Source organism: Pantoea jilinensis (assembly GCF_019104105.1).
In the GTDB taxonomy this organism is placed as follows: domain Bacteria; phylum Pseudomonadota; class Gammaproteobacteria; order Enterobacterales; family Enterobacteriaceae; genus Pantoea; species Pantoea eucalypti.
The window spans coordinates 2,816,751-2,839,209 of the sequence record NZ_CP077746.1 but is presented as its reverse complement, the minus strand read 5'-3'; the positions used below and the strand labels follow the sequence as shown (position 1 = coordinate 2,839,209).

General features: G+C 55.6%; 19 protein-coding genes. 13 read left to right on the top strand and 6 right to left on the bottom strand.

Going from position 1 to position 22,459, the window contains the following annotated elements; all coding sequences use genetic code 11:
• Window positions 1-66 precede the first annotated feature (66 nt).
• Together KTJ90_RS13385 and dsdC are read left to right on the top strand one after the other, a co-directional pair.
• Window positions 67-942 (top strand): oxygenase MpaB family protein, encoded by an 876-nt coding sequence (locus KTJ90_RS13385; protein WP_008925071.1) that lies wholly within the window; start codon window positions 67-69, stop codon window positions 940-942.
• A gap of 410 nt (window positions 943-1,352) precedes the next feature.
• Entirely contained in the window at window positions 1,353-2,231 is an 879-nt protein-coding gene (dsdC, locus tag KTJ90_RS13380) for a DNA-binding transcriptional regulator DsdC (RefSeq protein WP_499024961.1), read from the top strand.
• A 361-nt stretch (window positions 2,232-2,592) separates the two neighbouring features.
• Here the strand turns inward: dsdC and KTJ90_RS13375 are convergent, their stop codons facing one another.
• On the bottom strand, window positions 2,593-3,507 hold the full coding sequence (locus KTJ90_RS13375) for a DMT family transporter (RefSeq protein WP_078804207.1): 915 nt from the start codon (window positions 3,505-3,507) through the stop codon (window positions 2,593-2,595).
• A gap of 883 nt (window positions 3,508-4,390) precedes the next feature.
• Here KTJ90_RS13375 and KTJ90_RS13370 point away from each other — a divergent pair.
• From KTJ90_RS13370 to idi, 3 genes are all read left to right on the top strand, one after another.
• A complete protein-coding gene (locus tag KTJ90_RS13370; protein WP_003851794.1) occupies window positions 4,391-5,500 on the top strand; it encodes a suppressor of fused domain protein in 1,110 nt (369 codons plus the stop codon).
• A gap of 190 nt (window positions 5,501-5,690) precedes the next feature.
• A complete protein-coding gene (locus KTJ90_RS13365) occupies window positions 5,691-7,586 on the top strand; it encodes a methyl-accepting chemotaxis protein (RefSeq protein ID WP_499026524.1) in 1,896 nt (631 codons plus the stop codon).
• A 146-nt stretch (window positions 7,587-7,732) separates the two neighbouring features.
• Window positions 7,733-8,275, top strand: a complete 543-nt coding sequence (gene idi / locus KTJ90_RS13360) for an isopentenyl-diphosphate Delta-isomerase (protein WP_008925075.1) — start codon at window positions 7,733-7,735, stop codon at window positions 8,273-8,275.
• Between the two features lie 157 nt (window positions 8,276-8,432).
• On the opposite strand, the gene KTJ90_RS13355 is transcribed toward idi, so the two are convergent.
• A complete protein-coding gene (locus KTJ90_RS13355; RefSeq protein ID WP_499024958.1) occupies window positions 8,433-9,908 on the bottom strand; it encodes an MFS transporter in 1,476 nt (491 codons plus the stop codon).
• A gap of 310 nt (window positions 9,909-10,218) precedes the next feature.
• On the opposite strand from KTJ90_RS13355, the gene osmF reads away from it, so the two are divergent.
• From osmF to KTJ90_RS13335, 4 genes are read left to right on the top strand one after another with little or no spacing between them, the layout of a single operon-like run.
• On the top strand, window positions 10,219-11,130 hold the full coding sequence (gene osmF, locus KTJ90_RS13350) for a glycine betaine ABC transporter substrate-binding protein OsmF (protein ID WP_003851785.1): 912 nt from the start codon (window positions 10,219-10,221) through the stop codon (window positions 11,128-11,130).
• Window positions 11,131-11,133: 3 nt separating this feature from the next.
• On the top strand, window positions 11,134-12,309 hold the full coding sequence (locus KTJ90_RS13345) for an ABC transporter permease (protein WP_312546575.1): 1,176 nt from the start codon (window positions 11,134-11,136) through the stop codon (window positions 12,307-12,309).
• Window positions 12,302-13,249, top strand: coding sequence for an ABC transporter ATP-binding protein (locus KTJ90_RS13340; protein ID WP_003851781.1), 948 nt, complete (start codon window positions 12,302-12,304; stop codon window positions 13,247-13,249). Before KTJ90_RS13345 ends, KTJ90_RS13340 begins: the two co-directional genes overlap by 8 nt.
• The gene (locus tag KTJ90_RS13335) at window positions 13,237-13,968 is read left to right on the top strand and encodes an ABC transporter permease (protein WP_499024954.1); all 732 of its coding nucleotides are present in this window, start codon (window positions 13,237-13,239) and stop codon (window positions 13,966-13,968) included. Before KTJ90_RS13340 ends, KTJ90_RS13335 begins: the two co-directional genes overlap by 13 nt.
• Here KTJ90_RS13335 and KTJ90_RS13330 read toward each other — a convergent pair.
• Both KTJ90_RS13330 and KTJ90_RS13325 read right to left on the bottom strand, forming a co-directional pair.
• Window positions 13,949-14,056, bottom strand: a complete 108-nt coding sequence (locus KTJ90_RS13330; protein WP_499024952.1) for a YohO family small membrane protein — start codon at window positions 14,054-14,056, stop codon at window positions 13,949-13,951. The genes KTJ90_RS13335 and KTJ90_RS13330 overlap by 20 nt on opposite strands.
• 88 nt (window positions 14,057-14,144) lie before the next feature.
• On the bottom strand, window positions 14,145-14,879 hold the full coding sequence (locus KTJ90_RS13325; RefSeq protein ID WP_003851779.1) for a MerR family transcriptional regulator: 735 nt from the start codon (window positions 14,877-14,879) through the stop codon (window positions 14,145-14,147).
• A gap of 148 nt (window positions 14,880-15,027) precedes the next feature.
• Between KTJ90_RS13325 and KTJ90_RS13320 the strand changes: the two genes are divergently transcribed.
• The 4 genes from KTJ90_RS13320 to ybiB all read left to right on the top strand — a co-directional run bounded on the left by KTJ90_RS13320 (window position 15,028) and on the right by ybiB (window position 19,393).
• Window positions 15,028-15,591: an XRE family transcriptional regulator gene (locus KTJ90_RS13320; RefSeq protein WP_008925079.1), complete on the top strand. Its 564-nt coding sequence runs from the start codon at window positions 15,028-15,030 to the stop codon at window positions 15,589-15,591.
• Window positions 15,588-16,106 carry a GNAT family N-acetyltransferase gene (locus tag KTJ90_RS13315; RefSeq protein ID WP_499024949.1) on the top strand — a complete coding sequence of 173 codons (519 nt, stop codon included), beginning with the start codon at window positions 15,588-15,590 and terminating at the stop codon, window positions 16,104-16,106. The genes KTJ90_RS13320 and KTJ90_RS13315 overlap by 4 nt, the downstream gene beginning before the upstream one ends.
• A 123-nt stretch (window positions 16,107-16,229) precedes the next feature.
• Window positions 16,230-18,398: an ATP-dependent DNA helicase DinG gene (gene dinG, locus KTJ90_RS13310; RefSeq protein WP_499024948.1), complete on the top strand. Its 2,169-nt coding sequence runs from the start codon at window positions 16,230-16,232 to the stop codon at window positions 18,396-18,398.
• A gap of 26 nt (window positions 18,399-18,424) precedes the next feature.
• Window positions 18,425-19,393 (top strand): DNA-binding protein YbiB, encoded by a 969-nt coding sequence (gene ybiB / locus KTJ90_RS13305; RefSeq protein ID WP_499024943.1) that lies wholly within the window; start codon window positions 18,425-18,427, stop codon window positions 19,391-19,393.
• 1 nt (window position 19,394) lies between these two features.
• Here the strand turns inward: ybiB and KTJ90_RS13300 are convergent, their stop codons facing one another.
• Together KTJ90_RS13300 and hutU are read right to left on the bottom strand one after the other, a co-directional pair.
• Window positions 19,395-20,552, bottom strand: a complete 1,158-nt coding sequence (locus KTJ90_RS13300) for a M20 aminoacylase family protein (RefSeq protein ID WP_438477118.1) — start codon at window positions 20,550-20,552, stop codon at window positions 19,395-19,397.
• A 208-nt stretch (window positions 20,553-20,760) separates the two neighbouring features.
• Complete coding sequence (gene hutU / locus KTJ90_RS13295; RefSeq protein ID WP_499024939.1) at window positions 20,761-22,446, bottom strand: urocanate hydratase; 1,686 nt, start codon at window positions 22,444-22,446, stop codon at window positions 20,761-20,763.
• Window positions 22,447-22,459: the final 13 nt, after the last annotated feature.

The following is a 22,459-nucleotide window of genomic DNA, read 5'->3' as shown; positions in this document are numbered from 1 at the left end:
GGTGATGCGGCGCGTCGTGAGCGTCCTGCTATCACGCGTCGCATCATATCCACTATCAGAGCCGCTATGATTAATCTGCGTGACCGCATTCAGCAGCAGGTCTTCCGCCTTAATGGTCTGTCGATGAATGAATTTGACCTCTCTCAACCGCCAGGCGATCCCGGCCTGTATGGCCCGGACAGCGTGATCTGGCGCGTCCACGGTGATTTCACCTCCATGATGTGCGGCGGGATCAGCGCGCTGCTGTTGCAGATGCTGCATCCAGCGGCGCTGGCGGGCGTCTGGGATCACTCCAATTTCCGCGAAGATATGATGGGCCGCCTGCGGCGCACCAGTCAGTTTATCGCCGTGACCACCTACGGGAATTCGCAGGATGCCCGGACGCTGATTGAGCGGGTGAAACGCATTCATCTGAAAGTCAGCGGCGTCGACAGCGAAGGCAAACCTTATGCCGCCAGCGATCCACATCTGCTGACCTGGGTGCATGTGGCGGAGACCAGCCGTTTTCTGGCGGCCCATCTGCGCTATAAAAATCCGCAGCTCAGCCGCGCCGAACAGGATCAGTACTATCAGGAAGCGGCGCAGATTGCCGAGGCGCTGGGCGCGGAGAAGGTGCCGAAAAGCGTTGTTGATGTGGCGGATTACCTGCAACAGATGCGAGCAGAGCTGCGCTTTGATGAGCGTACCGCCGAAGTGACGCGATTGCTGATGAACGCCCCTGCACCGAGCTGGCAGGCGAAACCAGTGATGAAGATCATGCTGAAATCAGGCTTCGGGCTAATGCCAGCCTGGGCGCAGGCGATGTCCGGTAGAGAAATCGGCCGCTTTGAGCAGGCGATCATTGACCAGAAGATTAATGCCATCGCGTTGGGGTTGAGATGGTCGATTCAGCGCGGAGCGTGGTATCGGGCAATGGTGCGGATGGGGAGAGATCCGCACTGAGGTGACTGGTATCTTTTTTACTCGTTTTTAAGTAAGTCAGATGGTTAAGTTTTACCAGCATAACGACGCGGGTTCAGTGCTTTAAAAGTAACCCTACAGGCGCTTTTATGGCTTCCCGCAGAACCGAAAACGTCACGCGAGAGCAAGCAGCGTTTCCTGAAGCTATGACCACGAAAAAGCAGGTTATGCTCTGACGTTTATAGTCTGTTCAGGCTTCTGCATGTCTTACACTGATAATCTTTTGTACAGCAGTTTCAACAATTGATCGTTCCGGGCCAGCCATAAAGCTTACAGGCTGAGACAGATTATGGCTGTTTCTCCAGGCCTGGTTTCCAGCAAAGGAAAAGTTGGGCATATCCGTGAGCGGTTATAATAAGTATTTTCTTTTGACTAACGACTCTGGGGGAAAAGTGTTTTCTGACAGCAAGAACATTCCGATACTTAATTCTCTGACCGGCTATCAGCTCTCCCGCTTGCATACTTTTGAGTGTGTTGCACGGCGATTATCATTTGCGCTTGCTGCCGAGGAGTTATTCGTTAGCCCAAGCGCGGTGAGCCATCGTATCAGCCAGCTTGAAAAAGAACTGGGTTTCAGCTTGTTTTACAGGCTCCATCGTAAAATAGCTCTCACGCCTGAAGGAGAACGGATGCAATGGGCACTAAAAAATTCTTTTAATCTTTTAAATCAAGAGGTTAATTACATAAGGAATAGCGGGCTTACAGGTGATCTGACTGTTTATTCACATCCGTCTATCGTTCAGTGCCTTCTTCTTCCTCATCTTAATAAGTTTATAGAACAGAATCCTGCCGTTCAGCTGAAGATTCTGACCGGACTTGAAGCCATTAATCTGGCTAATCGGGGAGTAGACCTGGCAATATACTTCGGAAAACCTTCGTTTTCTGAAAGCTATACAGAAGAGATCTTCATGAAAGAAGCCATAACGCCGGTCTGTACTCCGCGGTATGCCAGAAATCATGGTCTTTATAACAATCCCGAAAAACTGTCAGATTGTATCTTTCTGCACGATCGTTTTAACTCAGGTGAAAATGAATGGGCAAATTGGTCAAGTTTTTTTCAGCTGGATATTGATACTGATCTAAAAGGAATATCCTTTGACCGTTCTGATTTGGCTCTGATTGCAGCTTCCCGGCATCTTGGTATTGCGATGGGAAGAATTAATCTTGTCCAGGAATGGACGGAAAGAGGAGAATTAATTTTTCCTTTCCCGGGCATGCTGATGCCCGTAGAGCACTGTTACTTCAACTTCATAATATCCGACAGGCAGTAGCCAAAAATCATGGCTTTTAAGCGATTCCTGAGTTGTCTGCCTGATGTATATTAATATTTTTTTTTAGCCCAGGTGTCGGGGCTATACCAGGAAATAAGATTGCACCTGAAGATTTTTCCATGTTTAAAATAATCGATATGTGACCTGGTTTCGTTCCATGCTATTGCTGTATCGTAGCCAAATCGAAGTATCTCAATACGTTGATTTTTTGCAAGACTAAACCATTTTCTATTTCTCATGATTTCAAAGCTGGCATTGTCACTCAATGTGATGAGAGGCGCACCGTGAGAGTAATTTGTTACCTGAATCATAATGTTATTACCTCCAGTGCAGTTTATATTATAACTTAAAATATCGTAATTCATTCTACTGACTTATTTTTTGAATGCTGTTGATGCGTTTTTACTGTAATAAAAAGCAGGCCAATAATAAGCAGCACTGTGCCAGCAATAAAGTTGGCCTGAACTTTTTCATGCAATATTATTATGCCCGAAAGTATTCCGAAAAAAGGTGTCATAAATGTCAACATTGAAAGTGAGGCTACCTGATAATTTCGCAGCAGGCTGAACCACACAAGATAACTGATTACTGAAACAATTAATGTCTGGAATATCAGGCTTCCATATGCCACTGTACCTGGCTTGAAATGATAACCATCATTAAAGAGCGATATGGTCATTAGAATGATAAATGCACCTGAAAGCTGATACAGCAGGGTCTGTTTTGCTGAGCACACAGAAAGTGGCGTTGTACGTATAACTACGGTAGTGCATCCCCAGGCCAGGCCAGCAAGTAGTCCGCACAAATCGCCATAATTAATGCTGTCAAAGCCAGCATGAGCGACTGTATTGATCATGCTTACCACCAGCCCAAAAAATGCAATCATCACACCAAACCACTGTCGGGCAGTAAGTTTTTCTTCGGCAGAAAAAATATGCAAGCCTACAGCAGAATAGAGTGGAGCAGTATAAAGAAGTACCGCCATATGCGATGCGCTGGAGTAGCGTAGTCCTTCAGAAAGAAAAAAAAATTCCAGCGCAAAGAGGACTCCTGCACAAACGCCTGCGAAGAGTGTCATTTTCTCCATTGAAAATTTTTCTCCTTTAATCTTTGCATAAACGTATATTACTAATGCCGCGAGACCGGATCGCATAGCAATCTGCAGAGTGAGTGAAACCTCTTTTTCGGCAGCCTTGATTGCAACCTGCTGTAGTCCCCATACAAAGCAGATGAGCGTCATGATCATGATCGCTTTGCTGTTTAAAGGTAAACGCATAATATTTTCTTTAACTCCAGGCTATAGACGATATCAGGCGTGTCCGGATATCATAATTCGTTTGTATGAACGAAAAATTGTGAGTTTTTTATTTTTAGCGCTGATTCAGGATGGTGCGTTATATTTTTAACATCTTTCCGGTATGGATATTCGCGTTTCTTTGTCCGCTTTCGGGTTATTTAATTTTTCCTGCAGTGTTACGGGGGAATAGGGTGATTTTTAATGGTATTATTATTGAAAATATTAGCGTTCAGGATGCGCAGAATGACATTCTGCAATACAGGTCGGGGATTGCAAAACTACTATAATCAGATGTGCCGGATTCAACCTTCCGATTTGGTTACATGGATTTAGTTCGATAGGGATATTTAACGTTTTTTTGCCTTAAGCTTCAAATGATATATATCATGCTTTACATGATATGAATTCATCTCAAGGGTAATATCATTTCTTTGAGGATTTCCGAGCTATTTGAAAAAAGGATGCAGTTAGCCACAGCTGATTTTTTATGATTGATATTTGCTCAGTTTCTGCATAGGAACATCAGGCAGTCGGATTTACGCATAGGGCCGGTCATTATCGATGCAAACAGACGCTATTCTTTTAGAAAGCCCTGTATGGTTTTATGATTAGCATGAGGCGATGATCGTCTCATCCTGTGTTAAAACCTTAGTCTTTTTTTAAATCGCATCGCTCTGGAATTTCACACTGTTTATCCGGGTCGTGTAAAAGTGTTTTTGGTACAAGAATCCTTCATCAGCTCCTCGCTCTACATCATCCTGAGATGCACTTTGAGACTATTACCCTTGTCTCATATCGCCGTAGCCAGGATCCTGCTCTATTCTCGGGGAAAATGGATTCCTCCAGGCTTTGTCGAGGCACTATGACGTACAAATCCCTGATTGCTGAAGTCCACAATCAGCAGCGCACACTGACCGCAATTGTCGAACAGGATGAGCGCACCGCCTATTTTTACATCTGGCCCACCGACCTGTTCCGCAGTCAGTATGCTGTGCGCGGCTGCTGGCTGCGAAACCTGCTGCCTGCGCCGGCGCAGGAAGACCGCGAGGCGATGGAGCAAGGCATAGCGCCGCTGCTCAGCGCAGAGTATTGCCGTAATCTGGAAGCGGAACCCGCACTGGACCCGGCCGGTCTGCAGATCCTGTGGGAGCCTTCTGATGATGGTGCAGCACTGTGGTATTACGGCCAGCTGCTGGCTGTCATCCCTGGCTGGAGCCTCTATCAGGAGAAACAGGTGAGTTTCTCCGCAGGCTGCATCAAAAAGAACCGGCTGACGGCCCCACTGGGGTCAGCATCAACCAATGACTACTATGCCCGTGCAGAGCATCAGCGTCAGTTCTGGCGAGAATGGCACGACGGCAGCGAGTGGGATAAGGTCCAGCAGGATCTCATGGCCTGCTATCAGGCTCGTTTCGGTGAGTCGGTGAAATATTACGCGATTGATCAGGGTAGCTGGCCGCCAATGGCAATCTCGCAGCACTGGCATCAGGGCGTCTGGTATTTCCTGACGCTTGGCATGAGTATCCGGCCCATGCCGCAGGTCGATTATCTGTTTGATGAGCTGGCACCGCAGTATCGACGTATCGAACTGGGTATGGCGGTTGACGGTGAAATCATGACGGAAGGCAATGCGGTGCAGATGGCCAGCGCATTGGCGGAATTTGTACATCTGCCCTGGGCGCGTCTCACCTGGCTGGGCGAGGGCCATACGCTGGCGTCAGAAGTGGCACCGGTCGGCTTTGAAAGCTTCCTGTTGGCGAATGAACTGGCAACCGAAAAAGGGCAGTTCACGCTGCCCAAGCGTGATGGCGATCGCCCGACGCTGCTCTGGACAACGCCGATTACTGAAGCGGAGCGGCAGTTCGCGCAGGCCGATGAACACGGCGGCCAGAAGTTACGGGAGTTGTTAACAGCAGACGGTAACGATCACGTTTTCCGTCCACGCCAGCAGGTGGTCGATTCGCCAGAGTAGCTCAGCAATGACGCGCCTGTAGACACTTTCCCCGGCGGCTGTTGGGGAGGTGATAGTCCCGGAGTGAAATTAAATTTCACATAAATCATACATTTCTTAAATATGTGATCCCGCCCATCTCAAGTTCCCCTTAAGCGAGCCGTTAACCCGAATAAGGCAATCGCGCCGTACCAGGGGCAGGGGCATGAAGATGTTCAAAACAACACAATCCCGCTTTACCGCAACAATGATCGCATTCTTTGTTGCGCTTTTACTCGTTACAGTCTGGGTGATTAATCAGTTCGTCGCACCACAGCTCGTCGACAGCGAAAGCCGTCTGGTTCGCTATCAGGTTGATTCACTGGCCTCTGGCATCGTTGAACAGATGAACCGCGTGCAGGCTCAGCAGCGTGCGATTACCGAAGCGGCCTCCGTTATGGACAGCGCGACTATCGACACCCTGTTACCGACGCTGGTAAACCAGTATCAGGACAGCAATGTGTTTGGGGGCGGTATCTGGCCACTGCCAAACCGTCGTGATCCGGCCAAAGAGAAAGACAGCAGCTTCTTTGCCCGTAATGCCAGCAATGAACTGCAGGTCAATACCTACTGGAACTCCGACGCCGCCGACAAATACTGGGAGCAACCCTGGTATAAAGATGGCATGGCTGCTGCAAAAGGGCAGTGTGCCTGGGCTAAAGCCTATCAGGATGCCGCCAGTCCGCAGCCGCGTACTAACTGTGCTATGGCCATCTACAAAAATGGCACGGCCTGGGGTGTTGCCACTATCGACGTCACGCTGGGGTTCTTTAATCAGCTGGCGAAGCAGATGGGTGAAACCATTCATGGCAACGTGCTGATTGTTGAAGCCGACGGCAAAGTCGTGGGCAATGGCGCGCTGGTCAATGCCGCACCGAAGCTGGAGAACCTGGCTGACGTGCAGATGCCGATGGCAGCACCGCTTAAAGCGCTGCTGAACGGTGTTGGCAGCCAGCCGCTGGAAACCACCTATGACAGTAGCGAAGGCGAGCAGACCCTGTTCGTTCAGGCGATTCCCGGCAGCCCGTGGTATCTCGCCAGTAGTCTGCCGACCAGCCTGCTGAAAGCGCAGTCGCATAACATGCTGACCCGACTGGGCCTGGTGCAGATTCCTCTGGCGGTAATCCTGCTCCTGGTGTCGCTGGGCTTTGTCCGCGCCATGATGAAGCGTCTTAACGCGCTGAACAGCAACATCGAAGCGCTGTCGAAAGGGGGCGCCGATCTGACGCAGCGTCTGCCAGCCAGCAACAGCCCGGAGTTCAACGCCGTCGCGCAGAGCTTTAACCAGTTCATCAGCTATCTGCAGGGGCTGCTCCAGCAGGTGGGTGATAGTGCGCTGGCGATCACCGCCGCATCGCGGGAAATTGCCAGTGGTAACGCCAATCTCTCCTCCCGTACTGAAGATCAGGCCAGCTCAATTGTAGAAACCGCCGCGTCAATGGAACAGCTGACCGGCACCGTCCGTCAGAACGCCGACAACGCGACGCATGCTAACCAGCTGGCGGCCGATGCCTCCCAGGTGGCCGCACGTGGCACCGAAGTGGTCCGTCAGGTGGTCACCACCATGGGTGAGATTCATCACTCGTCCCGTAAAGTGGTCGATATCATCAGCGTAATCGACAGCATCGCATTCCAGACCAATATCCTGGCGCTGAACGCCGCAGTCGAAGCTGCACGTGCCGGTGAACAGGGTCGTGGGTTTGCGGTGGTGGCATCGGAAGTGCGTAACCTGGCACAGCGTTCAGCTAACTCGGCACGAGAGATTAAAAAGTTAATCGAAGAGTCAGTGGCGAACATTGATACCGGCAGTGCGCTGGTGGAACAGGCGGGTCAGACGATGGATGAGCTCATGCAGGGCGTGAGCAGTGTGACCACCCTGATGAGCGAAATCATGTCAGCCAGCCGTGAGCAGAGCATGGGTATCGAACAGGTCAACGTGGCAATTACCCAGCTGGATGGCACCACACAGCAGAACGCCGTGCTGGTGGAGCAGGTTTCCGCTGCCGCGCAGGCGATGGAATCACAGAGTACCCAGCTTGAGCGGGTTGTTCAGAGCTTCCGACTGTAATTCTCTTCCAGGCCAGCCTTGCTGGCCTGATTTCCCCTCTGCTTCATCCGCTTATCTCTGACGGACCTGGGTAAAAAATCCGCGATGATCCGCCCAAACTGCGCATTCTGTGCCAGAATAGTTGGGAATAATCTCAAGGAAACGCCATGTCTGCTATTGAAGTTATCCTCGTTGACCACCTCGATCGTCCCACCGGCAAAATGGAAAAGCTGGAAGTGCATGAAAAAGGATTGCTGCACCGCGCGGTGACGGTCTACATCTTCAATTCCCGGCAGGAGCTGTTATTGCAGCGGCGCGCCAGCGATAAGTATCATTGTGGTGGTTTATGGAGTAACACCTGTTGTGGCCATCCTTATCCCCATGAATCGACCCGCGACGCCGCCGAGCGCCGTCTGCGTGAAGAGATGGGTATGACAGTGGCACTGACGCCGGTGTTTGAACTGAGCTATAACCTGAAGCTGAGCAATGGCCTGACAGAGCATGAATATGGTCATGTCTTTTTTGCGATCTGTGACAGCCTGCCGCAGCTTAATCCTCAGGAAGCGGATGCCTTTGATTATCGTCCGATGGCGATGATCGAGCAGCAGATGCAGCAGCAGCCACAGCAGTTCACGCCGTGGTTTTTGCATACCTTCCCGCGTATCCCGGATTATCTGGAGCAGTTTCCATTTCCGGCTGTCACGGCATAAAAAAACCGCACTAAGGTGCGGTCAGACGGTTTGAAATTCAAAGCGATGGGCGCAAACGTCCATCGCTAAACATCGCGGCCAGGGATGGCGTCTTTTGCATCTTTGCAGAGGACGTTTGTTCCCTGAGCCTGCGTGCGCGCCACGCCCGGAATGTTGTTTAACGCGGCAGCTCAAAATCCTCCGCATCCACATCATAGCCCGACGGCTCCCAGCGGATGGCCAGCAGCGCCAGAAGACCGGCCAGCGGCGCCAGGAAGATCACCCAGAACACGCCCGTGCCCAGCGCCGCGACCAGCACCGGAAACAGAAACAGCGAAACGGTTGAACTGCCGCGCATCAGTGTCTGGTTGAAGCCCACGCCCACGCCGCGCAGTGAAGTGGGATAGCTGAGTGAGGCAAACGTCATGGTGTGCGAGCCAGGCCCGAATCCCTGACCAAACAGGAACAACGCCAGCATGGCGATAGCCATTGCTGCCTCCTGACCGCCTTCCGGGCGACCAATCAGCGCCAGCCCAAGCAGCGCCACACACTGACAACCATATCCCGCCACTGACATCTTCCACGCACCCAGACGCGGCACCAGTCGCACCGCCAGAATCCCGCCGACAAAGGCAAACAGCAGATTCAGTGCCAGCGACACCAGAATGGTGGTGAGCATCGACTGAGCAAAGAAGCTGGAGATAATCACCGGCAGTCCAAACGCCACAGCGTTATAGGCAAACGACGAGGCGATAGAGGTAATGGTCGCCAGCAGCGTACGGCGGCGATAGACGCCCTGCAGCAGCGCACCATAGTTACGCCAGCTTGCCTTACGCACCGGCGTGGCAGCGGTCAGTGCGGCGTCGGACGCGACCTGAGCGTTGATATTCCACGCACTGCGTAAAATCGCCGCGGCCCCTTTCAGGTCGCCCTGATTAGCTGCCCACACCGGGGATTCGCTCATGTAACGGCTGCGGATAGCGATGATGACAATCGCCGGAACGGCGCCAAAACCGAGGATCAGCCGCCAGAGCCAGTCGGTGTGACTTTCGGGCAACACCGCATAGAGCAGCAGCACCAGCAGATAAGAGATGCTGATTGCTGCGTACCAGGTCGGACTCCACATCGCCACGCTGGCCGCTTTATTCCCCTTACCGCGCAGCTTTGAAAACTCCGCCAGAAAGGCCATCGCCACCGGCAGATCGATCCCGACGCCCAGCCCCATTACGAAGCGCGCGCCAGCCAGCACATATTCATTGGGCGCAAATGCACAGGCGATAGCCGCCACCACGAAAAAGAACATATCGGCCATGAAGACCCGATAACGGCCAATTTTGTCGGTGAGATAGCCGCCAATCAGCGCGCCGATAATCGCCCCGAAGGTAATGGCCGAGGCGACCATGCCGGTGCCGGCTGGGGTGAGATTAAACTCGCGTGTGATGTCTTTGATGCCAAAGGCCAGCGCACCCAGGTCGTAGGCGTCGAGAAAAACGCCTCCCAGCGCAATCGCCACCACAATGCGGGCATTATTACGGGCGCTGTCGCCGCTGTTGACTAATCGGGAGACGTCAGCTGCGCTACGAATCCACTGTGTTTCGCCACCGGGCGAACTCCCTGCTGTTGCCACATGGGCGGAAGAAGTCAGATCGGACATGATGTTATGTATCTTTTATTTTAAACAGATTACCGAGAGTAGCCGTTTAGACGCCCAGACGTAAATTCATTTCAGTTATATAAAATAATATTATAATCCCAAATCGTTATTAATTTTCGATAAAGTCAGCTGCATCACCGCTATGCCAGGCTACGCTTTTAAAGCAGATAATTTATCGCTGCACGCCTTGCCAGCAACACTCTCAGCGGCAGGAGAGCAGCCTGCACCCTCAGGCGCATGACGCCTTGTAAGTCATCACGCACTCATGAAACACAAAAACAACACGCGAAAATGCGATAAGGAAAAGGCCATGGTCAGAGTTCGGGGTTGGATGGGCGTCAGCGCGTTGCTGCTTAGCATGGGGATGGCACACGCGGCCGATCCTGTGCGGGTCGGCTCAAAAATTGATACCGAAGGATCGCTGCTGGGCAATGTGATTCTTCAGGTGCTGGAAAAGCATGGGGTAAAAACTGTCAATAAAATCCAGCTCGGCACGACCCAGGTCGTCCGTGGCGCCATTACGGCGGGCGAACTCGACATCTACCCGGAATACACCGGCAACGGCGCATTCTTCTTTAACGATGAAAAAGACAGTGCCTGGAAAAATGCCGGCGCAGGCTACGAAAAGGTGAAGAAACTGGATGCGGAGAAAAACCATCTGGTGTGGCTGACACCGGCTCCGGCCAACAACACCTGGACCATCGCCGTGCGTAAGGACCTGGCGGAGAAGAACCAGCTTACCTCGCTGGCCGATCTCAGCGCTTTCCTGAAAAAAGGAGGCACCTTCAAACTGGCGGCCTCAGCCGAATTTATCGAACGCAGCGATGCCTTACCGGCCTTTGAAAAAGCTTATGGCTTCGACCTTAAGCAGGATCAGCTGTTGTCTCTGGCGGGTGGCGATACCGCTGTCACCATCAGCGCGGCAGCACAGCAGACGTCGGGCGTGAACGCGGCGATGGCCTATGGCACCGACGGTCCGGTGGCGGCACTGGGCCTGCAGACGCTCAGCGATCCTAAAGGCGTACAGCCGATCTATGCGCCGACGCCGGTGATCCGCGAATCGGTGCTGAAAGCCTACCCACAGATTGCCGACTGGCTGAAGCCGGTCTTCAGCGCGCTTGATGAGAAGACGCTGCAACAGCTCAATGCGAAAATCGCGGTCGACGGTCAGGATGCGAGCAGCGTAGCGACTGAGTGGCTGCAGCAGAAAAAGCTGCTGTAACCGATGCTGATAGCGCGGGACGCGATACGCCGCCCGGCTCAGCAGCCGGTAGCATTGTTGCTGCTGACGCTGTTGAGTCTGGCGCTGGTGACCTTGCCGTTTCTTAACTTCGCTCCTAACCGGCTGGTGGCGGGTGAACCGCTGATGAGCTGGCAGGTCAGCAGCGCCGGGCTGTTACTGCTGCCGCTGATGATTCTGTGGTTGCTGCTGTGGCGTCTGCCTGGGCGTACTACGCTGATTCTGGCGCTGCTGGCGGCAGAGCTGCTGCTGGCCGCCATGCTCTGGCTCAGCGGTCATCAGGCGACACTACTCAGTCAGCAGGGCAGCCGTCTGGCGCGAACCAGCTTTGCCAGTGGCTTATGGTGCAGCGGTGCACTCATTCTGCTGCTGATTACCGATCAGGTGCGTCAACTCACTTCCCATCGGCTCGCTCAGATGCTGCTCAATCTGCAGGTCTGGCTGTTGCCGCTGTTGCTGCTGTTCAGCGGCCAGCTCAGCGATCTCTCCCTGCTGAAAGAGTATGCCAACCGTCACGCGGTGTTTGATGCGGCACTGAGCCGTCATCTCACTCTGCTGGTGGGTACAGTACTGCCAGCCTTAATATTTGCACTGCCGCTGGGCGTCACGCTTTTCCGGCGGCCTGACTGGCAAGGCAGTGTGTTTGGCGTCCTTAATGTTATTCAGACAGTGCCGTCAGTGGCGCTGTTTGGTCTGCTGATTGCGCCACTGGCCGGACTGGCGCAGCATTTTCCGTGGCTCAGTGACTGGGGCATTAGCGGCATCGGCATGGCTCCAGCCTTGATCGCGCTGGTGCTCTACGCCCTCTTGCCGCTGGTGCGCAGCGTGGTGGTGGGCTTGCAACAGGTGCCGCAGGAGGTGCGCGAAAGCGCGCGCGGCACGGGCATGAGTGGCTGGCAGCAGTTTGTCGCGGTGGATGTACCGCTGGCGCTACCGGTCTGGCTGGCGGGCCTGCGGGTCGTTGTGGTGCAGACGCTGGGCATGGCGGTGGTTGCGGCATTGATTGGCGCGGGCGGCTTTGGCGCGATTATTTTCCAGGGGCTGTTAAGCAGCGCGCTTGATTTGGTACTGCTTGGGGTTATCCCGGTGATTGCGCTGGCGGTCGTCATCGATGCGCTGTTCCGCCTGCTGATCTCACTGCTGGAGAGAGAAGATGATTGAGTTTGATAGCGTTTGCCGCGCGTTTAACGGCAAGGCGGCGGTGAAAGATCTGTCGCTGCAGGTGGCAAAAGGGGAGTTCTGTGTACTGCTCGGCACTTCCGGCTCCGGCAAATCGACAACCCTGAAGATGATTAACCGGCTGGTGGAGTATGACAGTGGTGAAATCCGCTTTGCCGGTGAGTCGATTCGCCAGCTCGATGCCCGCTCGCTCAGGCAACGCATGGGCTATGCCATTCAGTCGATAGGGCTGTTTCCACACTGGACGGTGCGAAAGAATATTGCCACGGTGCCGGTGCTGCTGGGCTGGTCCAGAGCAAAGATCAACGAACGCATCACGACGCTGCTGGCGCTGCTCAATCTCGACGAGCACCTGCTGAATCGTTATCCGCATCAGCTCTCAGGCGGTCAGCAGCAACGTGTCGGCGTGGCGCGTGCGCTGGCGGCTGATCCGGAGGTCCTGCTGATGGATGAGCCGTTTGGTGCGCTTGATCCGGTGACGCGCGGCGTGCTGCAACAGGAGATGCTGCGTATTCATCGCCTGTCGGGGCGAACCATCGTGCTGGTGACGCATGATATCGACGAAGCACTGACGCTGGCGGACCGCATCGTGCTAATGGATAACGGTGAGATTGTTCAGCAGGGCAGGCCGGTTGAGTTGCTGACCCAGCCGAAAAATGATTTTGTGCGCGACTTCTTTGGCCGCAGCGAAATGGGCGTACGGCTCTTGTCGCTGGAGCAGGTGGGTAATGCCGTGCGACGCGGCGAGTGGCTGGCGGGTGAACCGATTGCTGCAGGGCTGACGCTGCGCGACGCCCTGTCGCAGTTTATTGCACGGGGCACAGACAGACTCCCGGTCATTGACGATCAGGAGCAGCCGCTGGGCGTGCTCTACTTTGGCGACCTTCTGCGACAGCGCGAGGCATTAACATGCGCAGGCTAAGGGATCCGCTGTTGTGTCTGGTACTGCTCTATGGCGCGCTGCTGACGCTAATGCCTTTGAGTGGGCCGCTGTTTCATCTCTGGTTTCCGGAACTGGCCCGGCCACTCTATCAACAGGAGAGTTTCTGGCAGTTGACGCTGGCGCATCTGTTTCTGGTGATCACCGCCAGCCTGCTGGCGATCGTCATCGGCATTGGCAGTGGCGTGCTGGTAACCCGGCGGGCAGGGCGTGCGTTCCGGCCGCTGATAGAAACTATCGTGGCAGCGGGCCAGACTATTCCGCCGGTAGCCGTGCTGGCCATTGCGGTGCCGGTGATGGGCTTTGGTGCCTGGCCTGCCGTGGTGGCACTGCTGCTCTACGGTTTACTGCCGATTTTACAGGGAACCCTGGCGGGCATTGATAGCGTACCGTCCAGCATCCGGGAGATCGCTATTGGCGTAGGCATGAGCAACTGGCAGCGGCTGTGGCAGATTGAGCTGGCGCTGGCTGCGCCGGTGATCATTGCCGGGATACGCACCTCGGTGATCATCAACATCGGTACCGCGGCCATCGCCTCAACGGTCGGGGCAAAGAGTCTCGGGTCGCCAGTGATTATCGGCCTAAGCGGCTTTAATACCGCCTACGTGATTCAGGGAGCGCTACTGGTGGCGCTGCTGGCGATAGTGAGCGACCGCCTCTTTGAGCGCCTGCAACGTCGGCTTAGCGTGAGTGAACGATGAGAGAGTATCCCACCAGCATGAGACCGCTGGTGCCGCCAACCGCCATAATTAAAAACAGCGTGGCGAAAAAGGCTTTTTTGACATTCATGACGGAAACCTGAACTTGTTAACAGTGAGGCGGGGATAATAGCGCGCGCAAGGCAGCAGGCAAAGCGCCCGGCGTGCGTTTTTTGTTATCAGCCGGGTTCATGTAACCGCACGGCATAGCCCTGTTCCTGCCAGTGTGACAGCTGTTCCTGCTGGCGACGGGTTAATTTTTTACCGGTAAATACAAACATATTCATGCCAGGAAAAAGTTCAGGACGCGGGACATCAAGCGGTTCAGCCAGCACATCAATCCGCCAGCCATGCTGTGAAAGACGCCAGCCTTCCAGCCAGATACGGGTACGATCGTCGGTACCCCAGCCAATGATCAGCGCATCTTTTCCCGATTTTTTGCGGCTGCCGGTCAGACAGAAAGCGACATAGTCGATCAGCAAACCATCCAGCAGGCTGCACATGGTTCGGGCAGTATTCTGGTCCAGACTCAGTTTCTGGCGTACAGGCATGAAAACGTGATCAATTAGCGCATCAATCGGATGTTCGCGACCAATCGCAGCAATTTTGTTACGCAGTTTAGCGGGTCTGACATGACGTAATACGCTGATTAGCTCATCCTGCAGTGTGGTCCAGCCATCGTGTGCATCAACATCGCCACCTTCCAGCAATGCCTTTACTTTACCGACCGGCACGCCGCTTTCAATCCAGCGCATGATCTCTTCAATACGCTGCACATCCTCTTCATCAAACTGACGATGTCCGCCTTCGGTACGTTGCGGCTTCAGTAAGCCATAACGACGCTGCCAGGCGCGCAGGGTAACTGGGTTTATGCCACAGCGCTCGGCGACGTCACCGATACTGTATAAGGTCATAAATTCCTCTTTCGATTGGTCTGAGTGTAATTACCATAACGAAGCAAACTAAGTTGTACAATACATTTCTCAATGTACAACTTGACTGATACGGCCCTTTTCAGCTATATCTCATTTGAGAGAGTGTTTCCCATAAGTGAGAAAAGTAATGTCTGAGCTGAATACTGAGCAACGACTGGCTGTGAGGCTGTCAGAGTTACGCCTGCAACGCGGCTGGTCGCTGGATGAACTTGCGGTGGCCACGGGCATCAGTCGTGCGACATTATCGCGCATTGAGCGAGGCGAGACCAGCCCTACGGCTGCACTGCTTAACCGTCTGTGTGTCGCCTACGGATTAACGATGTCACGCCTGCTGAGTGAGGTGGAGGAGGAGTCCAGTTTGCTGGTCACCAGCCAGCATCAGCCGGTGTGGCAGGATGAGGCCAGCGGATTTATTCGCCGCAATATATCCCCTCCTGCACTTCATTTCAGATGCGAACTGGTTGAGGGCAGGTTACGGCCTGGGGCGCGTATCGATTACGATGCACCACCCATCCAGGGACTGGAGCAGCATATCTGGCTGCGTGAGGGCGGTCTCACCGTCACGATGGGATCTCAGGCGTGGACGTTGCAGCCAGGTGACTGTTTACGTTTTCATCTGACAGGAAAATCCGCTTTTGAGGCGCACCTGACCGACGGCGCGCGCTATCTACTGGTGGTGGCGAAACCATGATTGAGTACGTAACCCTCAGCGCCACCCAGGCGCAACAGAATCTGGCCGAACTGACCCGTGTTTTACAGGGCTGTGTGGCAGATGGGGCCAGCGTCGGGTTTATTGATGCTGAAGACAGTGAGTTGATGACGCGATTCTGGCAGCAGCGAATCATCAGCATCACAGGCGGCGACAGCGAGTTAATCGTGGCGCGTCAACAGGGTCGCATTGTGGCGACGGTGATGATCAATAGCAGCGGCATGCCAAACGGCCGACACCGGGCGGAGATCAGCAAACTGCTGGTGCATCCGCAGGCACGCCGACAGGGCATCGCCCGTGAACTGATGCAGCGCGCCGAGCAGCGGGCGCGCGAGCGCGTCAAAACCCTGCTGGTGCTGGATACGCGCAGCGGCGATGTCGCCAGCGATCTCTATCGCTCGCTGGGCTGGCAGGTAGCGGGATCGATCCCGTTTTATGCGGAATCCACCGCAGGCGTGCTGGACGCCACCACCGTAATGTACAAAGTGCTGGCGTAAATCACCGCCGCCGGGCACGCACTGAAATTTACGACAGCGCACGAAAAATTCGGCGTGAAAGCTGACGCCGCCGGGATACTGTGTAAAAATACAGGCCATATTTTCAGTGTGGTAACGCAAATCATGGCCCTGACAGCCGCAGTAAAAAGCCAGATAGCGCAATGGTATAAAGCGCTTCAGGAGCAGGTGCCTGATTTCATCCCGCGCGCGCCGCAGCGCCAGATGATTGCCGAAGTGGCAAAATGCCTGGCCGGTGACGATTCGCGCCATCTGGCGGTAGAAGCGCCGACCGGCGTGGGTAAAACTCTTTCTTATCTGATCCCAGGCATTGCGGCCAGCCGCGCCCAGGAAAAGCAACTGGTCATCAGCACCGCCAATGTGGCGTTGCAGGATCAGATCTTCACCAAAGATCTGCCGCTGTTGAAGAAAATCATCCCCGACCTCACCTTTACCGCTGCTTTTGGCCGCGGGCGCTATGTCTGTCCGCGCAATCTGGCGGCGATGGCAGCCGACGCCGATCAGCAGGGCGATCTGCTGCTCTATCTGGACGATGATGCGGTCAGCAGCACCAAAGAGGAAAAGACGCAGTGTGGCCGCTTACAAAAATCCCTGGACCGCTATCAGTGGGATGGCCTGCGCGATCACAGCGAAGAGAACGTCAGCGACAGCCTGTGGCAGCGCCTTTCTACCGATAAAGCAAGCTGCCTGGGCGCGCACTGCCACTGGTATCGTGAATGCCCGTTCTTTGTGGCGCGACGCGAAATCGAGCAGGTGGATGTGGTGGTGGCGAATCATGCGCTGGTGATGGCGGCGATGGAGAATGAGTCGGTGCTGCCACCGGCTAAAAACCTGATGCTGGTGTTAGATGAAGGGCACCATTTGCCCGACGTAGCCCGCGATGCGCTGGAGATGAGCGCCGACATTACGCCGGGCTGGAGCAGCCTGCAACTTGACCTGTTTATCAAGCTGGTTGACAGCATCATGACGCAGATGCGGCCAAAATCGCCGCCGCCGCTGGCTAACCCTGAGCGGCTGAAAGCACACTGTGATGAGCTGCGCGAACTGCTGACCGTGACCGCGCAGGCGCTGAATCCGCTGCTGCCACCGCATAACCAGCCGGGCGAATTTCGCTTTGTGCTGGGTGCGCTTCCGCAGGAGCTGCTGGATCTCTGTGCCCGGCTGTTCAAACTCAGCGACGCGCTGCGCGGTTTGAGCGAAGGCCTGATCAATGCACTCAGTGAGCAGACTGGCAAGGTGGACGTGGTGCGATTGCATCGCAATCTGCTGCAGCTCAATCGTCAGTTTGGCTGGTTCGAGTCGGTGAGCAAATTGTGGCGGCTGGCGGCGATGGAAAAAGCGTCTGGCGCACCGGTATCGAAATGGATCACCCGCGAGCTGCGCGAAGGTCAGGCGCATCTGCTGTTTCACTGCGCCGGTATTCGCGTCAGCGATCAGCTGGAAAAGCTGCTGTGGCGCAAAATCCCACATGTGGTGGTCACCTCTGCCACACTGCGATCGCTCAACAGTTTCAACCGCCTGCAGGAGATGTCGGGACTCAGCGAAAAAGCAGGCGATCGTTTTGTGGCGCTGGACTCGCCGTTTAACCATGTAGAGCAGGGCAGGCTGGTGATCCCGCAGATGCGCTTCGAGCCGCTGATGACGCACGAAGCGGAGCACATTGCGGAGATGGCCGGTTTCTTCCGTCAGCAGATGGCGGAGAAAAAGCATAAAGGCGTGCTGGTGCTGTTTGCCAGCAACCGGGCCATGCAGCAGTTTGTCGCCTGTCTGCCTGACCTGCGGCTCTCGATGCTGGTGCAGGGCGATCAGCCGCGCAGCCGCCTGGTCGATTTGCATCGCCAGCGCGTCACCAAAGGGGAAACCAGTATTCTGATTGGCCTGCAGTCCTTTGCTGAAGGGCTTGATCTGAAGGGCGATTTGCTGAGTCAGGTGCATATTCACAAAATCGCTTTTCCCCCGGTGGACAGTCCGGTAATTTTGACCGAAGGCGAGTGGCTTAAAAGCCTGAAACGTTATCCGTTTGAGGTGCAGAGCTTACCCAGCGCCTCATTCACCCTGATTCAACAGGTCGGACGCCTGATTCGCAGCCATCAATGTTATGGCGAAATCGTTATTTACGACCGTCGTCTGCTGAGCAAATCCTACGGCAGCCGGTTATTAGCCGCGTTGCCGATCTTTCCGATTGCGCAGCCGGAAACGCCAGAGCCGGAAGCGATACCGGTCACCGTGGTGCCAAAAAATACGGTGCGAAAACGACGTCCCACGCGGCGCTAAGCCGCGCACTTAACCGGAAGCGAGTGATGGAACTGAATAAAATCATTAAAGAGATTGGGCGCGGTAAAAATCATGCCCGCGACATCGATTTTGATACCGCGGTGGCGCTGTATGGCGCAATGCTGGCGGGTGAAGTGCCGGATCTGGAACTGGGCGGCATCCTGATTGCGCTGCGTATCAAGGGCGAAGGCGAAGACGAGATGCGCGGCTTTTATCAGGCGATGCAGGCACAGATGATGCAGCTGCGAGCGCCAGAAAACCGGCCGATGCCGATCGTCATCCCCAGCTACAACGGCGCGCGCCGCCGGGGCAATCTGACGCCGTTGCTGGCGTTGCTGCTGGTGAAACTCGGTTTCCCGGTGGTGGTACATGGCGTCAGCGACGACGCGACGCGTATCACCAGTGAGGCGGTGTTTGCCGCACTGGGTGTAACACCTGTCACCACCGCAGAGTTGGCGCAGGCGAAACTCGACCAGGGCGAACTCGTTTTTATCACTATCGATCACCTCTGCCCGCCAATGGCGAAACAGCTCTCACTGCGCTGGCGGATGGGCGTCCGTAACAGCGCACATACGCTGGCAAAACTGGCAACCCCGTTTGCAGAGCGTGCGGCGCTGCGGCTGTCGAGCGTGTCGCATCCGGAGTATGTGCCGCGCGTGGCGAAATTCTTCAGTGACATTGATGCGCCAGCGATACTGCTCAATGGCACCGAAGGGGAAGTCTATGCGAATCCGCAGCGCTGCCCGGCGATCAGTATGATTCAGGGCGCAGGCGTGGAAGCGGAAGTGTGGGTCGAGCGTCAGCCTGAAGTGGCGGTTGAACTGCCGGCGGACAAGACGGCAGAGGTGACGGCGCGCTGGATTGATGAGGTGCTGAATCAGCAGCGCCCGGTGCCTGCGTCACTGCGATTGCAGCTCGCCTGCTGCCTGCGCGCCAGCGGCCAGTGCGACTCGCTGGCGGCGGCCGGGCAGCAGATTGCCGCTGCCGGATACTGAGTCAGGCGGCTGGCAGCGCCTGTTCAACCAGGTTCTGCCAGAAACGGATGCCAATCGGCAGCAGCGCGTCGTTGAAATCATAGCGAGCGTTATGTAGCGGCGCGGAGGGCGTCTCGCCATCCGCGCCCAGCCAGAAGTAAGCGCCGGGACAGGCTTCCATCATGCAGGCAAAATCTTCTGATGCCATCGACGGATTGACCTGCCAGTGAACCTGTTCTGCGCCCAGCGTTGCCAGCGCCACGTCGCGCACCTGCTCAGCCGGGGCCGCATGGTTAGCCGTGACCGGATAGCCCGGCAGCCAGTTAATCTCGCCGCTGACGCCAAACGGACGTGGCAGAGTCGTCACAAACTCATCAATCAGTCCGCGTACTTTTTCGCGCACGCTGGTCTGCAGGCAGCGCACTGTGCCGCGCAGCACAATCTGTTCCGGAATCACGTTGATCGCTTCACCCCCGTGGATCTGCGTCACACTGACCACCGCAGAGGCGAGGGGCGAGAGCCGACGCGAGGGAATCGTCTGCAGCGCCAGAATCAGCTCGGCCGCTACCACCATCGGATCGGCGCCACTTTCTGGCATCGCCGCATGGCAGCTTTTACCGTGCAGGGTAATTTCGAATGAATCCAGCGACGCCATCATTGCGCCAGGATTAACAGCCAGTGACCCCAGCGGCAGCCCCGGCCAGTTGTGCATCGCGTAGATCGCATCCATCGGAAAGCGCTGGAACAATCCCTCTTCCACCATTTTGCGCGCCCCGCCCAGATTCTCTTCGGCAGGCTGAAAGATGAAATGCACCGTGCCGCTAAACTGACGCGTGGCAGCCAGCTGTCGGGCGGCGGCCAGCAGGATAGCGCTGTGACCATCGTGGCCGCAGGCGTGCATGACGCCAGGCGTCGAAGATCGCCACTCAGCGTCGCCTTTCTCTGTAATCGGCAATGCATCCATATCCGCACGCAGCCCGATAACCGGACCGGAACCGTTTTCCAGCGTACCGATGACTCCTGTTCCCGCCAGCCCACGAAACACCTGCAGCCCCGCCCGCGCTAATTCTTCAGCAATAAACTGGCTGGTTTGCTGTTCCTGGTAACCTAATTCGGGCTGGCGATGAAACTCACGGCGCCAGTGCAGGGCGTCTTCAAGCAGGGAAGGAGAAAGGGTCATGCAGCGTCGCGCTCCATACAGAATGAGAAGATTTCACTTTAGTGATTGGGTGGCGCGGCGTCTATCGCTGTCGGGACTAAATATGGCTATAGGCTAAATCAAAATGGAATAAGTAATAAGGAAGTGATTTCAGCGAGGGGTTTCACAATGGAAAAGTCAGAAAAACGGGGCAGGCCACAGCGCGCCCCGTTTAGTGAACGATATCAGACTATTTTTGCATTGGCAGGTTCAGGCCGTGCTCTGCAGCACAGCTCTGCGCCAGCTCATAACCTGCATCGGCGTGACGCATGACACCGGTGGCCGGGTCATTCCATAACACACGACCCAGACGCGCATCGGCCTCTTTGCTGCCATCGGCAACAATCACTACGCCAGAGTGCTGCGAGAAGCCCATGCCGACACCGCCGCCATGATGCAGGCTGACCCAGGTCGCGCCGCCCGCGGTATTCAGCAGCGCGTTAAGCAGCGGCCAGTCAGAGACCGCATCCGAGCCATCTTTCATCGCTTCGGTCTCGCGGTTTGGTGAGGCAACTGAACCGCAGTCGAGATGGTCGCGGCCAATGACCACCGGCGCTTTCAGCTCGCCGTTGCGCACCATTTCATTGAACGCCAGACCGGCAAGGTGTCGCTCACCCAGTCCCAGCCAGCAGATACGTGCCGGCAGGCCCTGGAAAGCGATGCGCTCCTGCGCCATATCAAGCCAGCGATGCAGCGTTGTGTGGTGCGGGAACAGCTCTTTAAGTTTGGCATCGGTCTTGTAGATATCCTCCGGGTCGCCTGACAACGCCACCCAGCGGAACGGGCCTTTGCCTTCACAGAACAGCGGACGGATATAGGCCGGGACAAAGCCAGGGAAGTCGAAGGCGTTGCTGACACCCTCATCCAGCGCTACCTGACGGATGTTGTTGCCGTAATCCACGGTCGGAATACCCATATGACAGAAGTCGAGCATCGCCTGGACGTGAACCGCCATAGAGGCACGCGCGGCTTTCTCAACCGCTTTCGGCTGTGAAACGCGCGCCTGTTGCCAGCGCGCCAGATCCCAGCCAATCGGCAGATAACCATTTATTGGGTCATGTGCCGACGTCTGGTCGGTCACGATGTCCGGCTTCGGCCCGCCCGCCCGGGCGCGTTTCACCAGCTCTGGCAGGATTTCAGCGGCATTGCCCAGCAGCCCGACTGAAATCGCTTTTTTCGCAGCAGTGGCTTCGCTGATGATGGCCAGCGCTTCGTCCAGCGTGGTGGCTTTGTAGTCTACGTAGCGGGTACGCAGACGGAAATCGATGCGTGACTCCTGGCACTCAATCGCCAGTACGCAGGCACCGGCCAGCACACCCGCCAGCGGTTGTGCGCCGCCCATGCCGCCCAGCCCGGCGGTGAGAATCCAGCGTCCGCTGAGGTCGTTGTTATAGTGCTGACGTCCCGCTTCCACAAAGGTTTCATAGGTGCCCTGCACGATGCCCTGTGCACCGATATAGATCCAGGAACCGGCGGTCATCTGGCCGTACATCATCAGGCCCGCTTTATCCAGCTCGTGGAAGTGATCCCAGGTCGCCCAGTGTGGCACCAGATTAGAGTTCGCCAGCAGGACGCGCGGCGCATCCGCGTGGGTGCGGAAGATGCCGACCGGTTTGCCGCTCTGGATCAGCAGCGTCTCATCCGGTTGCAGCGCCCGCAGCGAACGCAGGATCTGCTCGAAGCATGCCCAGTTTCGCGCTGCTTTACCGATGCCGCCGTAAACCACCAGATCTTCCGGCCGCTCGGCCACATCGGGATCGAGGTTGTTCTGAATCATGCGGTAAGCCGCTTCAATCAGCCAGTTAGCGCAGTGCAGTGTGGTGCCATGTGGCGCACGAATTTCACGTGCCACAGCCTGAGAAAGAGTTTCGCTCATAAGAGATTCCTTA

Excerpts from the sequence above, each read along its gene's own strand:
- osmF (WP_003851785.1), top strand. The coding sequence starts at position 10,219 with ATGGTCAGAGTTCGGGGTTGGATGGGCGTCAGCGCGTTGCTGCTTAGC.
- KTJ90_RS13320 (WP_008925079.1), top strand. The coding sequence starts at position 15,028 with ATGTCTGAGCTGAATACTGAGCAACGACTGGCTGTGAGGCTGTCAGAG.
- KTJ90_RS13370 (WP_003851794.1), top strand. The coding sequence starts at position 4,391 with ATGACGTACAAATCCCTGATTGCTGAAGTCCACAATCAGCAGCGCACA.
- dinG (WP_499024948.1), top strand. The coding sequence starts at position 16,230 with ATGGCCCTGACAGCCGCAGTAAAAAGCCAGATAGCGCAATGGTATAAA.
- KTJ90_RS13365 (WP_499026524.1), top strand. The coding sequence starts at position 5,691 with ATGTTCAAAACAACACAATCCCGCTTTACCGCAACAATGATCGCATTC.
- hutU (WP_499024939.1), bottom strand. The coding sequence starts at position 22,446 with ATGAGCGAAACTCTTTCTCAGGCTGTGGCACGTGAAATTCGTGCGCCA.
- KTJ90_RS13375 (WP_078804207.1), bottom strand. The coding sequence starts at position 3,507 with ATGCGTTTACCTTTAAACAGCAAAGCGATCATGATCATGACGCTCATC.
- idi (WP_008925075.1), top strand. The coding sequence starts at position 7,733 with ATGTCTGCTATTGAAGTTATCCTCGTTGACCACCTCGATCGTCCCACC.
- KTJ90_RS13330 (WP_499024952.1), bottom strand. The coding sequence starts at position 14,056 with ATGAATGTCAAAAAAGCCTTTTTCGCCACGCTGTTTTTAATTATGGCG.
- KTJ90_RS13300 (WP_438477118.1), bottom strand. The coding sequence starts at position 20,552 with ATGACCCTTTCTCCTTCCCTGCTTGAAGACGCCCTGCACTGGCGCCGT.
- KTJ90_RS13340 (WP_003851781.1), top strand. The coding sequence starts at position 12,302 with ATGATTGAGTTTGATAGCGTTTGCCGCGCGTTTAACGGCAAGGCGGCG.
- KTJ90_RS13385 (WP_008925071.1), top strand. The coding sequence starts at position 67 with ATGATTAATCTGCGTGACCGCATTCAGCAGCAGGTCTTCCGCCTTAAT.
- ybiB (WP_499024943.1), top strand. The coding sequence starts at position 18,425 with ATGGAACTGAATAAAATCATTAAAGAGATTGGGCGCGGTAAAAATCAT.
- KTJ90_RS13315 (WP_499024949.1), top strand. The coding sequence starts at position 15,588 with ATGATTGAGTACGTAACCCTCAGCGCCACCCAGGCGCAACAGAATCTG.
- KTJ90_RS13335 (WP_499024954.1), top strand. The coding sequence starts at position 13,237 with ATGCGCAGGCTAAGGGATCCGCTGTTGTGTCTGGTACTGCTCTATGGC.
- KTJ90_RS13345 (WP_312546575.1), top strand. The coding sequence starts at position 11,134 with ATGCTGATAGCGCGGGACGCGATACGCCGCCCGGCTCAGCAGCCGGTA.
- KTJ90_RS13325 (WP_003851779.1), bottom strand. The coding sequence starts at position 14,879 with ATGACCTTATACAGTATCGGTGACGTCGCCGAGCGCTGTGGCATAAAC.
- KTJ90_RS13355 (WP_499024958.1), bottom strand. The coding sequence starts at position 9,908 with ATGTCCGATCTGACTTCTTCCGCCCATGTGGCAACAGCAGGGAGTTCG.